The 13,458-nt window shown below is 66.6% G+C and carries 14 protein-coding genes and 1 tRNA gene; 7 read left to right on the forward strand and 8 right to left on the reverse strand.

Going from position 1 to position 13,458, the window contains the following annotated elements:
* Positions 1-210: 210 nt before the first annotated feature.
* The 4 genes from AC2D9V_RS14845 (at position 211) to AC2D9V_RS14860 (ending at position 3,319) form a co-directional block, all read left to right on the forward strand.
* Positions 211-408, forward strand: coding sequence for a heavy-metal-associated domain-containing protein (locus tag AC2D9V_RS14845; RefSeq protein ID WP_484714863.1), 198 nt, complete (start codon positions 211-213; stop codon positions 406-408).
* A gap of 180 nt (positions 409-588) precedes the next feature.
* On the forward strand, positions 589-723 hold the full coding sequence (locus AC2D9V_RS14850; RefSeq protein WP_484714864.1) for a hypothetical protein: 135 nt from the start codon (positions 589-591) through the stop codon (positions 721-723).
* Between the two features lie 74 nt (positions 724-797).
* Positions 798-1,136, forward strand: a complete 339-nt coding sequence (locus AC2D9V_RS14855; RefSeq protein WP_484714865.1) for a TfoX/Sxy family protein — start codon at positions 798-800, stop codon at positions 1,134-1,136.
* An 89-nt stretch (positions 1,137-1,225) separates the two neighbouring features.
* Complete coding sequence (locus AC2D9V_RS14860; protein ID WP_484714866.1) at positions 1,226-3,319, forward strand: oxidoreductase; 2,094 nt, start codon at positions 1,226-1,228, stop codon at positions 3,317-3,319.
* A gap of 90 nt (positions 3,320-3,409) precedes the next feature.
* On the opposite strand, the gene AC2D9V_RS14865 is transcribed toward AC2D9V_RS14860, so the two are convergent.
* Positions 3,410-3,485, reverse strand: a tRNA-Thr gene (locus tag AC2D9V_RS14865).
* A 43-nt stretch (positions 3,486-3,528) separates the two neighbouring features.
* A complete protein-coding gene (locus AC2D9V_RS14870) occupies positions 3,529-5,181 on the reverse strand; it encodes an ABC transporter permease (protein WP_484714867.1) in 1,653 nt (550 codons plus the stop codon).
* Between the two features lie 111 nt (positions 5,182-5,292).
* Here AC2D9V_RS14870 and AC2D9V_RS14875 point away from each other — a divergent pair, with 111 nt between their 5' ends.
* Positions 5,293-6,165: a hypothetical protein gene (locus AC2D9V_RS14875; protein WP_484714868.1), complete on the forward strand. Its 873-nt coding sequence runs from the start codon at positions 5,293-5,295 to the stop codon at positions 6,163-6,165.
* A 25-nt stretch (positions 6,166-6,190) separates the two neighbouring features.
* Here AC2D9V_RS14875 and AC2D9V_RS14880 read toward each other — a convergent pair whose 3' ends face one another.
* The gene (locus AC2D9V_RS14880) at positions 6,191-6,445 is read right to left on the reverse strand and encodes a DUF2312 domain-containing protein (RefSeq protein ID WP_484714869.1); all 255 of its coding nucleotides are present in this window, start codon (positions 6,443-6,445) and stop codon (positions 6,191-6,193) included.
* 133 nt (positions 6,446-6,578) lie between these two features.
* Between AC2D9V_RS14880 and AC2D9V_RS14885 the strand changes: the two genes are divergently transcribed.
* Positions 6,579-6,794, forward strand: a complete 216-nt coding sequence (locus AC2D9V_RS14885; RefSeq protein ID WP_484714870.1) for a hypothetical protein — start codon at positions 6,579-6,581, stop codon at positions 6,792-6,794.
* Here AC2D9V_RS14885 and AC2D9V_RS14890 read toward each other — a convergent pair.
* The 3 genes from AC2D9V_RS14890 to AC2D9V_RS14900 all read right to left on the reverse strand — a co-directional run bounded on the left by AC2D9V_RS14890 (position 6,791) and on the right by AC2D9V_RS14900 (position 9,142).
* Entirely contained in the window at positions 6,791-8,506 is a 1,716-nt protein-coding gene (locus AC2D9V_RS14890) for an enoyl-CoA hydratase/isomerase family protein (protein ID WP_484714871.1), read from the reverse strand. The genes AC2D9V_RS14885 and AC2D9V_RS14890 overlap by 4 nt on opposite strands.
* 85 nt (positions 8,507-8,591) lie before the next feature.
* The gene (locus AC2D9V_RS14895) at positions 8,592-8,813 is read right to left on the reverse strand and encodes a hypothetical protein (protein WP_484714872.1); all 222 of its coding nucleotides are present in this window, start codon (positions 8,811-8,813) and stop codon (positions 8,592-8,594) included.
* On the reverse strand, positions 8,810-9,142 hold the full coding sequence (locus AC2D9V_RS14900) for a TraR/DksA family transcriptional regulator (protein WP_484714873.1): 333 nt from the start codon (positions 9,140-9,142) through the stop codon (positions 8,810-8,812). Before AC2D9V_RS14900 ends, AC2D9V_RS14895 begins: the two co-directional genes overlap by 4 nt.
* 149 nt (positions 9,143-9,291) lie before the next feature.
* Here AC2D9V_RS14900 and AC2D9V_RS14905 point away from each other — a divergent pair, with 149 nt between their 5' ends.
* Complete coding sequence (locus AC2D9V_RS14905; protein WP_484714874.1) at positions 9,292-9,723, forward strand: protein tyrosine phosphatase family protein; 432 nt, start codon at positions 9,292-9,294, stop codon at positions 9,721-9,723.
* A gap of 6 nt (positions 9,724-9,729) precedes the next feature.
* Here AC2D9V_RS14905 and AC2D9V_RS14910 read toward each other — a convergent pair whose 3' ends face one another.
* Positions 9,730-10,698 (reverse strand): FliM/FliN family flagellar motor switch protein, encoded by a 969-nt coding sequence (locus AC2D9V_RS14910; protein WP_484714875.1) that lies wholly within the window; start codon positions 10,696-10,698, stop codon positions 9,730-9,732.
* Positions 10,699-10,772: 74 nt separating this feature from the next.
* Complete coding sequence (locus AC2D9V_RS14915) at positions 10,773-13,457, reverse strand: ATP-binding protein (RefSeq protein WP_484714876.1); 2,685 nt, start codon at positions 13,455-13,457, stop codon at positions 10,773-10,775.
* Between the last annotated feature and the right edge of the window lies 1 nt (position 13,458).

Below are 13,458 nucleotides of genomic sequence, written 5' to 3' on the forward strand. Positions count from 1 at the left end.
CAATTCCCTGCCAGATAGTTGATTGGGACGCTGGATTTCCCAAAGCGCTTTGGAGGTCTGGCCGCAGTCAACTCCATATGGCTAAAGGAAAAGCTGCCGCGGGGGCGAACACCTTCGGAACCCGGTGCTGGGAGAACGTGCAACACCCTCGGCTTGAACCTGCCTCCGCATCAGGCAGAATGGCAGCTGCAAATTGCAGGAGCATGCACGATGACCAGGCTTTCGATTCCCGACATGAGTTGCGGCCATTGCAGGGCCACCGTCACGTCGACGCTTGCCGCTATGCCCGGCGTGACCAAGGTAACCGTTGATCTTGAAGCGCGGACCGCAGAGGTGCAGGGCGACGCGCCCCTGCCCGGCCTCCTCTCGGCGCTTGAACAGGCCGGCTATCCGGCGGTTCCAGCCTGACGCCTGCCCTCTTCCACAAGGGCCGGATCGCGCGCTGGAATGTGAACGCCATCCTGTTGCAGCGCGTCCACAGACCTGACAAATGGCCGCAGAATCGTCATGAAGCCGGCTTGCCGTTGTCAGGGTGCGACGCAATATCAGGTGAAGGCGACAAGAAGAGCCAGCGAACGGAGCAGTCAGATGGCCAAATCCCCCTCCAAGCCCCAGCAAGGCGGCAGCACGGGCCAGCCCCAGCAACAACAGCAGGGCCAGCAGTCCGAAAGCCCGCAGCAGCAGCAGGGCCAGCCGATCTTCCGCGACTGGGCATCGATCTGATCCTGATCGGCAGTTGACAGGCGGGCTGCGGGCCACGACCCTCAAATCCGCTTCGCCACTGCCGGATCACACACGTGCCGCACCCTGTCTCGACCATCCCGAACCTCGGCCCTGCGTCCGAGGCAGCCTTTGCTCGCGCCGGCATCACCTCGGCGGAAGAACTTCGCGCCCTTGGCGCGGATGAGGCTTACGGCCGTCTCCTCGCATCCGGAAGCCGTCCGCATTTCATCGGGTACTACGTTCTGGTGATGGGCCTGCAAGGCCGCCCCTGGAACGATTGCAAAGGCGAGGAAAAGAAGGCGCTCCGCAGGCGCTTCGATGCGATCTGCGCCGGGTTCAACCTTTCGGATGCTAAGCAGCGGGCCGACCTTGAAGAGGCGCTGCAAATCCTGGGGGTCGTGCCGAAAGGTTAGAACATCAGTCCGTTTACCAGCCAGTTATTCGGTCGCCAAGCCGAAGATGCCTTGCGACCGTTGGGCCTGCAGCATGAAGGACCTGCACCATGTCACGCGACCCGCGCCATGACATCCTCTTCCAGCCGCTCCGTATCGGTCCGGTAACGACACGGAACCGCTTCTACCAGGTGCCGCATTGCACCGGCATGGGCTGGGTGCGTCCACGCACGCTTGCGGAAATGCGGGGCATCAAGGCCGAAGGCGGCTGGGGCGTCGTCAATACCGAATACTGCTCGATCCACCCCGCGTCAGACGACCAGTTGCACATCTCGGCGACGCTCTGGGATGACACCGATATCCGCAGTCACCGGCTGATGACCGACAAGGTCCATGCTCATGGTGCTCTTGCAGGGGCCGAACTCTGGTTCTCAGGCTCGCGCAGCGCCAATATCGCGACCCGGCTCGTGTCGATGGACGTGGCCAGCCGCCCGAACGGCGTGGGCCACCCGTTCCAGTCCCGCGCGATGGACAAGGAGGATATCCGCAACCTCCGCCGTTGGCACCGGAACGCCGCTCTGCGCGCGAAGGCGGCCGAATTCGACATCGTCTACGTCTACGCGACCCACGGCTACCTCTTGGCGCATTTCCTTGACCCCGAGACGAACACGCGCTCCGACGAATACGGCGGGAGCCTGGAAAACCGCACCCGCCTCGTCCGGGAACTGATCGAGGAAACGAAAGAGGCCATTGGCGACCGTTGTGCCGTGGCGGTCCGCTTTGCTTCCGATGCCGAGGTTGGAACAGACGGCCAGCCGGTCGTCGGCGAACGGCAGGAGATGTTCGCCATGCTGGCCGAGATGCCGGACCTCTGGGACATCAACATCGCCGACTATTCGCTGGAAATGGGAGCCTCGCGCTTCGTCAAGGAAGGGGCGCTGGAGCCCTACATGCACTGGGTCAAGGCGCAGACCACAAAGCCCGTGGTCACCGTGGGCCGTTTCACCAGCCCTGACACCATGGTGCGCTGGGTAAAGTCGGGCCTGACCGATCTGATCGGCGCAGCGCGGCCGTCGATCGCCGACCCCTTCATCCCGAAGAAGATCGAGGAAGGCCGGATCGAGGACATCCGGGAATGCATCGGCTGCAACATCTGCTATTCGGGCGATAGCCTGTCGGTGCCGATCCGTTGCACTCAGAACCCCACAATGGGCGAAGAATGGCGCTACGGCTGGCACCCCGAACAGATCGCCCCGCGCGCCTCTAACTCACAGGTTCTGGTCGTCGGGGCGGGACCGGCGGGGCTCGAGGCCGCGCGCGCCCTGGGTGCCCGCGGCTATCGCGTCGCACTTGCCGAGGCAAGCCGCGTCCTTGGCGGGCGCGTTGTGCGCGAGGCAGCCCTGCCCGGCATGCGCGAATACATCCGCGTCCGTGACTGGCGTGAAGGTCAGATCGCCAGAATGCCGAATGTCGAGGTCTTCCGCGAAAGTCGCCTGACGGCCGAAGACATCCTTGCGTTCGGGGCCGATCATGTCGTGATCGCCACCGGGGCCCGCTGGCGGCGCGACCTCTTCACCGGCAAGCGGTTCGAGCCCATCGCCGAAGACACGACACCCGTCTTCACCCCCGACGACATCATGGATGGCAACCTGCCCACCGAAGGCCCGGTCGTCGTCTACGACGCGGACGGCTACTACATGGGCGGGGTGATCGCTGAACGCCTGCGCGACGCAGGCCTTCCGGTGACGCTCGTCACCCCGGACAATCAGGTCTCACCTTGGGCGGGACACACCGGTGAAGGCTGGCGCGTGGCCGGACATCTGATCAACCGGGGGGTCACTCTGGTGACAGCGCAGGAGCTGACGTGGTTCGACGCCTCTGGCGTGACGCTCGCCTGCGCGCATTCCGGGCGGGAAAGCCGGCTGACGGCGGCGCACCTTGTCCTCGTCGGCCAGCGCGCCCCGGTGGACGATCTCTATACCGCACTTCGCTACGACGCGCATGGCAATCACGCCGATCTGCCCTTCACGCTTGCCCGTATCGGCGACTGCGAGGCCCCGGCGATCATTGCGGCCGCGACCTACGCCGGGCACCGCTACGCGCGGCAGCTTGAGGCGGTAGTCGATCCCGACCAGCCGATGCGGCACGATAAGGTTGACGTCGGCCACCTCCCACAGCCGCAATCGTTTCGGGCGGGGGAATGAGCATCGCCCGAAACACACCGGCAACGGCGCAAACCTCTGCTCCGCCAGCCAGCATCCGCTACGCAGCGCAACGATCAACGCCAAGGTGAATGGTGCCCCCAGAGGGACTTGAACCCCCGACCCTCTGATTACAAATCAGATGCTCTACCAGCTGAGCTATAGGGGCCACCGCCGATCAAATAGCCCCGTCGTTCCCGCGGCGCAAGGGTTCAGTCCCGCTCGCCCCGCGCGACCAGCCAGACCGCGACCATGCCGACCGCCATCACCACCAGGGCCGCAGGGGCGGCCTCCGACAGCCGCTCGAGGCTCGCCAGTTCGTAAACCCTCGTGGACAGCGTATTGTAGTTGAACGGCCGCAACAGCAGCGTCGCAGGCAGTTCCTTCACGCAGTCGACAAAGACGACAAGACAGGCCGTCAGGACCGACCCACGCATCAGGGGAAGGTACACCGACCCAAGTGCTCCGCCTGCGCTGCGCCCAAGGGACCGCGCGGCCATCGGCAGCGAGGGCGAGACCCGGTCGAACGCCGCTTCCAATGCGCCCTGAGCGACCCCGAAAAAGCGCACCACATAGGCCAGGCCGATGGCAAAGGCGGTCCCGGTGATCATCAGGCCGGGGTCCCAGCCGGTCAGGGCAAGAATCCCGTCGGCGAGGCGGTGGTCCAGCGCCGCCAGCGGCACCAGCAACCCTAGCGCCAGGACTGCGCCTGGCGCCGCATAGCCGATCAGCGTCAATGGCATCAGCCGGCGCAGGAACGTCGACTGCGACAGCCGCAAGGCATAAACCATGAACAGCGCCGCCAGGACCGTCGCCAGCGCCGCCAGCCCGCCCACCAGAAGCGTATTCGCCAGCGCGTCGCCAAGCCCCGGTGCCAGCCAGCCCTCGGGTGCCTTCGCCGCATTGGCCAGCATGACCCCCACCGGCAACAAGAACCCGCCTGCAAAGGGCAGAAGGCACACGCCAGCCGCCAGCCAGCGCGACGCTCCTGTCAGTTCCTGCCGTTCCAGCGGGCGGATCGACCTGCCTGGCCGGTGGAACCGCGCAGAGCCGCGCCCAGCCCGCTCCAGCCCGACAAGGATCAGGATCAGCGCCAGGATCACCCCGGCGATCTGCGCCGCCCCGCCCGCATTGTTGCCGTTAAGCCAGGTCGAGAAAACGCCGGTCGTCAGCGTCTGCACGCCAAAGTGGTGGACCGCGCCATAATCAGCCACCGTTTCCATCATCACCAGTGCCAGCCCCGCTGCGATCGCTGGCCGCGCGATCGGCAGGCCGACCCGCAGGAACAGACCCCAGGGTCCGCAGCCCAGCGAACGCGCGACTTCATATGTCCCCGCTGACTGCTCCCGCCACGCCGCCCGTGCCAGAAGGTAGACATAAGGATAAAGCGCAAAGGACAGGACCAGCACCGCCATCCATAGAGACCGTGTCTCGGGGAACCAGTAATCCTGGGCCGAGGTCCAGCCGAATGCCGTCCTAATCGCGGTCTGCAAGGGCCCGGCATAATCAAGGAAATCAACCAGCGCGTAGGCCCCGACATAGGCCGGGATCGCGAGCGGGAAGAACAGCGCCCAGCCCAGCCAGTCGCGCCCCGGAAAACGGTACTGGCTGACCAGCCAGGCCGCCCCCGTTCCCATCAAGAAAGATAGCCCCGCCACCCCCAGCATCAGCGCCAGCGTCGTGCCGATGTACCGAGGCAGGACCGTCGCCATCAGATGCGGCCAGATGTTTTCGGTCGGGGTCAGGGCGATCCACAAGATCGAGATGATCGGCGCCAGGATCACTGCCGCAATCAACACCGCCCCGGGCAGCCAGAGGCTGATCCGGCGCGCGGGCGAGCCAAGTTGACTGAAACCGTCGGTCATCCCTGCGGCAGTTACAGGAAAGCGGTTTCCCTGTCCAGAAAAGCCCGTATAGTCCGGCGCATCCTGGCCTGGTCGGATGCAGATGACGGGTCGACCGCAAGGCAATACCCGATGCGCATCGTCTACCATCTTGGCGCCCATTGCACCGACGAGGACCGCCTTGTCCGATGCCTTCTGAAAAACCGTACCGTGCTTGCCGACGCCGGGATCGCCGTGCCGCCTCCCACCCGCTACCGCCGTCTCGTCAAGGAAGCCATCCTGCATCTGAAGGGAGAAGCCGCGCCCCAGGACCAGCAGATGCTTCTCCTCTCCCGGATTCTGGGCGACCACCATGCCGACAGGATGATCCTGTCCTGGGAGGGGTTTCTCAGCCACACACCCTGGGTCGTGCGCGGAATGCTCTACCCCTACGCCGGCCGACGCGTCCGTTCAGTCAAGCGCATCTTTGCCGATTTCGAGGCCGAGTTTCACCTCGCCATCCGCAACCCGGCAACCTTCCTGCCGGCGCTCCAGAAGATTGCGAACGCGCAAGGCCAGAACGACATTCTGGCCGGCGCCGACCCGCTCGATCTTAGGTGGTCCGAGGTGGTGGAGCTGATCCGGGAACGCAATCCCGAGACGCCGATAACTGTCTGGTGCGACGAGGAAACTCCCCTGATCTGGCCCGAAGTCCTGCAGGCGGTGTCGGGTCACGGGCCGGAAATACAGCTCGCGGACACCGACGAGCTTCTGTCCCTGATCATGAACGAGATCGGCCTTGCGCGGATGAAGACCTATCTGGCCGAACATCCGCCGCAAAGCATCCACCAACGCCGCCGCGTCGTATCGGCGTTCCTGGAAAAGTTCTCCCGACCCGAAAGCGTCACATACGAGATCGAAAAGCCCGGCTGGACCGAAGACCTCGTCGACCGGCTAACCGACCGCTACGCAGAAGATGTCGAACGCATCCGGGCCATGCCAGGTGTCACCTTCCTGACCTCCTGACCAGGCCGGCAACAGCGGGCAGACGTCAGGTCATCCCGAGCGCGGTCTTGTAAAGCTCCAGCACCGCTTCTTCCTCGGCCAGCTCGTCCGGCTTGCGCTTGCGCAGCGCAATCACCTTGCGCATGACGCGGGTGTCATAGCCGCGGCCCTTCGCCTCGGCCATCAGCTCCTTCTGCTGGTCGGCCACGTCCTTCTTCTCCGCCTCAAGCTGCTCGAAGCGTTCGATGAACTGCCGAAGCTCGTCGGCGGTCACGGCATAGGGGTCGCTTGCGTCTGCCATCGGGTCTCTCCAGTCGGGACTAGCGGTTCCTATCCCGTCGTGCGGGCCGGGTTCAAGCGGCTTCGGCGACCGGCTTGCAATCCCCCGCAGAGACAGGGTAGCCAGCCGGGGCAACAGCGCGGCGGGTGGCAGCATGCAGGCATTGATCTGGGCGGGAACGATCATGACGCTGATCGGCGTGGGCGGCCTTGGTTACTGCGTCCTGCGCACCGTCCGGGCAAGGCGCGCCAAGCTTGACGATGCGGCGATGCGGGCCGAACTCCAGCGTGTCGTGACGATCAACGTGGGGGCGCTCGGCTTTTCTGCCCTGGGGCTTGCTGCGGTCGTTGCGGGCATCCTGCTCGGCTAGGCTGCAGGTTCCAATGTCTCAAGCCGCTGGCCGTCTCGAATCAGACGGTCCAGCAGCGGTGCCGGGGACCAGACCGGATCCTCCGCAGCCCAGTTGCGCAAATCCGCGCGCAGGGCCATCAGACCCCGGCGCTCGGCCCAATGCATCGGTCCGCCCCGCCAGCGCGGAAAGCCATAGCTCTGGACCAGAAGCAGATCGATATCCGACGGCCGACGCGCGATCCCTTGCTCCAGAAGCCGGACCCCCTCGTTGGCCATCGCCCCAAGCCAGCGGCCGAGGATCTCTTCACTGTCAATCTTGCGCAGGGCTGCACCGGTCTCGCTCGGGGGCACGTCAGACACGACCCCGAACGCTTCCAGCGCCCTGGCGATGTCCGAGGCCGGCACACGAGCCGCCATCGCCGCAAGCGCGGACTTCCCGGCAGCGACGAGTCCCCGCCCCAGGATCGGTCGCGCGCCGACCAGAACCGGTTGCAAGCCCAGCCGCCGTAGCGTGACCAGGGCCAGCGCCGGCCCCTCCGGCCCACCCTCAACCGGCAGCGACAGTTCGCACCCTGATCCCAGCGGTGCCAGGACCAGACCCGGGTGGCGTCCCCCGTCGCCCAGAACCAGCCGCACCGGGCCCGTCCCCATGTCTTCGGCCGGCAGCCCGGCATGGACATGCAGCGGTGCGTCTCCGTCCTCGCTCAGCCGCGCGCGTCCCACGGCACGCGCTGCGGCTGAAAGGCGGCCCGCCCGCTGTTCAGCGGCTTCTGCAAGGTCCAGCGCTGCAAGGCTGGCTTCGGCGGCCTCGGGACCCGCATGGTGCCAGACCACCCCCAACCCCCGTGCCAGGGCCAGCCGCGCCAGCGTGACGAGGTCCGGTGCCGACCCGTGCAGCGCGATCCGGTCCGGTTCCGCGGGCCGGACCCGGGCAATCGCTGACGGCATCGCAGCCGCGCGCCGCTCTGCCTTGGCAACCCAACGCAACGCTGCCGCCTCGGGGCTGGCCTCAAGATCCTCGCGTGCGACCGCCTCGAAGGCCTGATGCGCCTCGGGAGGCAGCAGGGCTGCGGCCTCGATGCAGCCGATGATGCGGCCCGCAGCCGGCGAGGACCGAACATGGCTGCGCCGTGCCTCGATTACGGCAGCGGCATCCGCGCGCGGTACGGCTGGCGCTTCCTGCGGAAGGTCCAGCCGCCGGGCAACCGCCACCGGGTCGGCCTCGACCACATCGACCAACCCGATCGCCAGTGCCTCATCGGCCGGTATCGCCCGCCCGGAGAGCACGAGCCTCAGCGCCGCGGCCGTGCCGATCCGACTGGCCAGCCGGCGCGAGGTTCCGCCTTCGTGACAAAGCCCGAGCGCGATCTCGGGAAAGGCGATCCGCGTCCCCGGTGCCGCCACCCTCGCCCGTGCCGCCAGCGCCAGTTCCGCCCCCGGGCCCAGAACCAGCCCATGCACCGCGGCGACGACCGGGACCGGAGAGGATTCAACCGCAAGGCACAGCGCGGCCAGCGTCGGCACCGCCGGATCCGGCTCAAGCGGCAGTCCGCTGGAAAAGGTCGCGCCGCTGGCGGCAAGCACGATCCGTCCGATTTGCGCCGGCGCAGCCTCGATCGCTGCAATGAGGCCTGCCCGAACGACCGGGGTCAGGCTGTTGGAGGGCGGCGAGGCGATCGTCAGGACCCGGACATCCCCGACATCCGTGATCGTCAGCCGTTCTGTCACCATGCCCCCGGTCCCGTAACCCAAAAAACACTGAAAGCTAAGACCCAACCGCCCGTTCAGGCAAGCCCCGGTCCGCCTGATGCCGTCCTCAGACCGGCATGTTGTCGAACCCGGCCTCGGTCTCCGCCTCGGCCGCGGCTTCGGACTCTTTGTCTTTGGTCGGCTTCGGCGCAGTGGACAGCGTCATGAGGGCGGCAAGGGCGTGCATTTCGGTCAGCAGGAGGTCAAGTCCCTGTGCCTGAAGGGCAAGGCCGCTCTGGATCAGATCGGCCTCTTTGCCTGCAAGGTCATCCGGCAGTTTCTTCGTCATTGCGCACAACTCCGGCAATAGGGGGTCCAGGGAATCGCCTTCAGACGCGCCTCGGCGATTTCCTCGCCGCAGCGGGCGCAGTGGCCGTAAGTGCCATCGGCAATCCGGCCAAGCGCCAGCCGGATCTGCGCGATCTCCACCAGCCCGGCACTTCCTGTCGCCTCAAGCACCTCGTCGCTCTCACGCTCGACCGCCAACTCTTCCCAGTCGGCGGAGTTGTGGCTGGTCAACTCGTCATCAATGGCTTCAAGCCTGACGCCAAGCTCCTTCATCCGTCCTTCAAGCAGCGCCTTGTAGCGTTCCGTGTCCTGACGTGAAATTGCACTCATGTTCACTCTCTCCTCATGTCAGGAAGTATCGCACAGGCGGCAGGGCCGGGCCTTGATGCAAGTCAACGTCGCGCCTTCCGCTTTGCCAAGCCAGCGGCTAGGATCGCTCCGCAAACGCCCGGACGGGCGCCATAACCGAAGGCAGGACCATGGATATCCGCGCGCTGACCCCCGATTACGCGGTCTCTCCCCAGATCGAACCGGGTGACCTTCCGGCGATCAAGGCGGCGGGCTATGTCACCATCATCGACAACCGGCCCGACGGCGAGATCCCGCCGCATCTCCACACCCCGCACATGCAGGCGGCGGCCGAGGCGCTGGGGCTGACCTTCGTTGCCAACCCCGTGATCGGCGGCCAGCTCACGATGCAGAATGTCACCGCCCAGGCCGCGGCCATGGCTGCCTCGCCCGGGCCGGTCTTCGCATATTGCGCCAGCGGCAACCGCTGTTCGATCGTCTGGGCCCTGGCCAATGCCGGCAAGCGCCCGGTCGATGAACTCGTCGGCCTGCCAGCGCGCTTCGGCTACCAGCTCGACCACCTGCGCCCGCAGATCGAGGCGCTGGCCCGCCAGTCCGGCTGACGCCCTTCAGCTTGCCGCCCGCAAATCCTCGACCGGCGGGTTTTCCGCAGCGGGGGGAGCCGGCGCAGGATCAACCGGCACCTGCGCGGCTGCCGTCCGCCCGGCAGGTTCGGCCAATGAGATCTTCAGCGCCCGCATACCCCGGTTCTGCCCCAGCCGCGCGCGGGCAATCCGGCGACCGTCACGGGTCTCCAGCGTGATCGCATCCAGCCCCGCCTGCGGCAGGTCCAGAACCTCCCCCGGCGCCAGCGCCAGGATCCTCCCGATCGGCAGCACCAGCCGCCCGATCACCGCATCGAGGTAGCATTCCGCCTGCTCCACTTGCGCCGCCAGCGCCGTGGTGAACTGCGGCGCGGTATCCGCCTCGGCCCCCGTTGTCCCCTCCGGCCGCTGCCCCCGCCCGACCGCCGGCAGGACCAGGATCACCGGCCCGCTCCTGCCGCCACTGCCCAACGAAATCTCCGCCGAGAGGATCCGGTAGCTCTCTTCTTCCAGCATGAGGCCCAGCGGTCGCACCTCGTCGAGGTACGAGGCATAGCGGAACCCCCCCGCCCAGACCCGGTCCGCCTCTTCCGCCAGCGACTGGTCGAGCCCCGCCAGCGCCCGGTCGACCACCCCCGCCACCATCGCCGCATCGATCCGCGTCGGCTTCCGCGGTTCCGGGGCCGGGCCCGCGAGGCGGCCCAGAGTCTGCATCTCGATCAGGCTGGCCGTGACCGCCGGTCCCAGCATCAGGACCCCAAGCCCCCCCTGCGGCCCATCCAGAAGCGCGATCAACCCGTGCAGCGGCGCAAGGTCCAGCACCTCGGCCAGCCCGGCGCGGCTGATCACCAGTTGGCGAAAGTCGATGTCGAGGCCCATCGCATCCCGCGTCGCCCGCGCCAGCGCCAGCCGCCAGCCGCGGTCAGCCCCCGGTGCACCATCGGCCTGCGGCTGGCGGGAGAGGTCGATCTTGCGGCGCAGGATATCTGGCATCGGCGGGCCCCGGCGGTCTGGAACCGCGCCAGCCTAGACGACCCGGCCTTGCCGAAGCGTTAAGGCCTGGCGGCTCAGGCCGCGGCCTTTTCCAGCCGCAGGGGCACGGTCACCCGGAACGCCGCCCCGCCCTGCCCCGGAACATAAGTGACCGACCCCCCGAGGTTGGTCATGATCTCACGACAGATCGCCAGCCCCAGCCCTGCCCCGCCGGCCCGGTTCGCATCGGTCAGTCGCGCAAACTTCTCAAAGATCAGCGACTGGCTCTCCTTCGGGATGCCGCTGCCGTTGTCGATGATATCGATCATCACCCGCCCGGCGCGCTGGCGGACGGCAATCCGCAACTCGGGATCCTTCGCGTCGCAATACTTCCGCGCGTTCGAGATCAGGTTGATGAAGACCTGCATCAGCCGGTCGGCATCGGTGCGGATGAAGATCGCCTCGGACGGCAGGTCCCGGTGGACGGTAAAGCTGCGCTCCGGCCGCGTCTGCCGCGCCGCCGTCAGGGCGGAATCGATCATGTCGCGCAAGCTTGCCAGGCTCAGCGACAGCTGGACCGTGCCGTTCTCCAGAACGCTCAGGTCCAGAAGATCGTCCAGAAGCCGCGTCAGCCGCTTTGCCTCGTCATGGATGATCCGGCCATACTTCGACACCGTCTCGGGCGGCAGCTCGCCCTCGGTCAGGATCTCGGAAAAGGCGCGGATCGAGGTCATCGGCGTCCGCAGCTCGTGGCTGATCTGGCTGAGGAAGGCATCCTTCTGCATCGACAGCTGCGTCAGCTTCTCATTCGCCTCGCGCAGCGCCCCGGCCGTCCGGGTCAGCTCGGCCTCGCGTGCTTCGAGCTTTGCCGAATACTCCATGATCTGCGCGGATTCCGAGGCCACGGCCATAAGGTCTTCGACCGTCACCGTGGCGCGGCCGACAAGCTGGCTGATCATAGCGCTCGCCGTCGCGGCCCCGACCGAGCCCGACAATCGGGCCTCAAGGCGGTCAAGGAAGGCCGGTGTCGGGTCGGGAAGGAAACCGTCCTTGCCCTGATCGTGCGCCGCCGCCTGGAACAGCGCCTGCGCCGCCTCTTCCCCGAGGATGCGCTGCGCCATGGTCAGCAGCGCTTCCGGCTCGGCCTGGCCCTGGCTCCAGTGGCCCCGGCCTGCCCCGCCCTCGAAGACATTGACGAAGGCCGCGCCCTGAAGGCGTTCGACTGGACCGGGAAAGGTAAGAAGCGATCCAAGGAAGAACGCCGCCGTGTTCAGCGCAAGGGACCAGAACATGGCATGGATCAGCGGGTCCATCCCTTCGGTCCCGAACAGGGCCTGCGGACGCAGCCAGCCTATCCCGAACAGACCTTGGGTGTAGACAGCCTCGGATAGGACCGCACCCGGACCGAAGGACGGCAGGTAGGAGGTATAGGCCCAGACGACAAAGCCGGTCGTCAGCCCCAGCATCGCGCCGATCCGCGTTGCCCCGCGCCAGTAAAGCCCGCCGACCAGCGCCGGAAACACCTGCGCCACGCCAAGAAAGGCGATCAGCCCGATCGCGGCCAGCGCCGCCGTTCCCCCGGAAAACTGGTAATACCCGTAGCCAAGCGCCAGCACCCCCGCAATCGCCAGCCGCCGCGCCGTAAGGACGACCGTCCGCAAATCATCCCCGGGTCCCGCTGCCGGGCGAAGGCGCAGCCACAGGGGAATGACGATGTGGTTCGAGATCATCGTCGCCAGTGCGATCGATTCCACGATCACCATGGATGTGGCCGAAGAGAACCCGCCCAGAAAGGCCAGCATCGCCAAGCCTCCCTGCCCTTCGGACAACGGAAGCGTTAGAACGAACATGTCCGGATTGGCCCCCTCGGGCAGCCGCTCCAGCCCGACCACCGCGATCGGCACGATGAAGAGGCTCATCAGAAGCAGGTAGAAGGGAAAGGCCCAGCTCGCCCGCGCAAGGTGCCCTTCGTCGTCATTCTCGACCACCATCACCTGGAACATCCGCGGCAGTGTGATGACCGCGACGGCGCTCAGGAAGATAAGGCCGGTCCAGCGTCCCGGCTGCACTTGCCAGGCAGCAAGATCGGCGGCGCCGATCCGGGCAATGACATCGCCGATCCCCCCTGCGATCCCCCACACGACGAAGGCACCCACCGCCAGCAGGGCCACCAGCTTGACGACCGCCTCGACCGCGATCGCGGTAACGATCCCGTGATGCTGCTCGCGTGCATCGAGGTTCCGGGTTCCGAACAGGATCGTGAACAGCGCCAGCCCCACCGCAACCCAGAAGGCGGTCTGCGTGGCTTCGGGCGCAGCGCTCCCATCCGCCGGAGCGGTCGCAAAGACTCCGAAGGCCAGGACCACCGACTGCAGCTGCAGTGCGATGTAAGGCGTCGTCGCAACAACGGCGATCAGCGTGACGATCACCCCCAGCATGTTCGACTTGCCGAACCGCGCCGAAATCAGGTCGGCAATCGAGGTCACGCGATACTGCTTCCCGATCCGCACCAGCTTGCGCAGGATCCACCACCAGCCGACGAAGACCAGCGTCGGCCCGAAGTAGATGGTCAGAAACTCGAGGCCCGACCGCGTGGCATAGCCGACCGCGCCGTAAAAGGTCCAGGCGGTGCAATAGATCGACAGCGACAGGGTGTAGACAAGGGGCGACCGCAGCCAGCCCAGCCGACCATGCGCCGCCCGCCGCTCGACGATGAAGGCGACGGCGAACAGCGCGATGACATAGAGGACACAGGCCGCGACAAGAAGGTTGAACGGCATC

The sequence above is a fragment of the Tabrizicola sp. T46 genome (assembly GCF_057219895.1).

Coding starts and splice junctions, on each gene's coding strand:
- AC2D9V_RS14845 (WP_484714863.1), top strand. CDS start 211: ATGACCAGGCTTTCGATTCCCGACATGAGTTGCGGCCATTGCAGGGCC.
- AC2D9V_RS14850 (WP_484714864.1), top strand. CDS start 589: ATGGCCAAATCCCCCTCCAAGCCCCAGCAAGGCGGCAGCACGGGCCAG.
- AC2D9V_RS14860 (WP_484714866.1), top strand. CDS start 1,226: ATGTCACGCGACCCGCGCCATGACATCCTCTTCCAGCCGCTCCGTATC.
- AC2D9V_RS14870 (WP_484714867.1), bottom strand. CDS start 5,181: ATGACCGACGGTTTCAGTCAACTTGGCTCGCCCGCGCGCCGGATCAGC.
- AC2D9V_RS14875 (WP_484714868.1), top strand. CDS start 5,293: ATGCGCATCGTCTACCATCTTGGCGCCCATTGCACCGACGAGGACCGC.
- AC2D9V_RS14880 (WP_484714869.1), bottom strand. CDS start 6,445: ATGGCAGACGCAAGCGACCCCTATGCCGTGACCGCCGACGAGCTTCGG.
- AC2D9V_RS14885 (WP_484714870.1), top strand. CDS start 6,579: ATGCAGGCATTGATCTGGGCGGGAACGATCATGACGCTGATCGGCGTG.
- AC2D9V_RS14890 (WP_484714871.1), bottom strand. CDS start 8,506: ATGGTGACAGAACGGCTGACGATCACGGATGTCGGGGATGTCCGGGTC.
- AC2D9V_RS14895 (WP_484714872.1), bottom strand. CDS start 8,813: ATGACGAAGAAACTGCCGGATGACCTTGCAGGCAAAGAGGCCGATCTG.
- AC2D9V_RS14900 (WP_484714873.1), bottom strand. CDS start 9,142: ATGAGTGCAATTTCACGTCAGGACACGGAACGCTACAAGGCGCTGCTT.
- AC2D9V_RS14905 (WP_484714874.1), top strand. CDS start 9,292: ATGGATATCCGCGCGCTGACCCCCGATTACGCGGTCTCTCCCCAGATC.
- AC2D9V_RS14910 (WP_484714875.1), bottom strand. CDS start 10,698: ATGCCAGATATCCTGCGCCGCAAGATCGACCTCTCCCGCCAGCCGCAG.
- AC2D9V_RS14915 (WP_484714876.1), bottom strand. CDS start 13,457: ATGCCGTTCAACCTTCTTGTCGCGGCCTGTGTCCTCTATGTCATCGCG.